At 66.7% G+C, this 300-nt stretch carries 1 protein-coding gene; it reads right to left on the bottom strand.

What is annotated here, in order from left to right:
• Positions 1 to 19: 19 nt before the first annotated feature.
• On the bottom strand, positions 20 to 300 hold a 281-nt coding region (locus CR165_RS24305; protein ID WP_146202057.1), incomplete at its 5' end, for a transposase.

The following is a 300-nucleotide window of genomic DNA, read 5'->3' as shown; positions in this document are numbered from 1 at the left end:
AGTGCCCGTTTGAGAATGGTCATGGGTGGGCGATGCGCCTGATGAGGAGCGCGCCCATGCCGACGTGGATCATGGCTTCGGAGACGTCGCAGCGGCGCTCGTAGTCGCGAACCAGGCGGCGCCAACGGGTCATCCAGCCGAAGGTCCTCTCCACCACCCAGCGGCGCGGCAGGACCTGGAAGCCTTGCTGGCCTGCCAGCTTGCGCACCACCTCGATGACGAAGTCACGGTAGGCAGCGGCGCTCATCAGCTTGCCACGGTCATAGGCGCCGTCGGCGAAGAGGTGCTTCAGCCAGGGCC

The organism is Teichococcus aestuarii (assembly GCF_003116135.1).
Taxonomy (GTDB): domain Bacteria; phylum Pseudomonadota; class Alphaproteobacteria; order Acetobacterales; family Acetobacteraceae; genus Pseudoroseomonas; species Pseudoroseomonas aestuarii.
The sequence above is the reverse complement of the archived record's forward strand: the minus strand, read 5'-3'. Positions and strand labels throughout refer to the sequence as shown.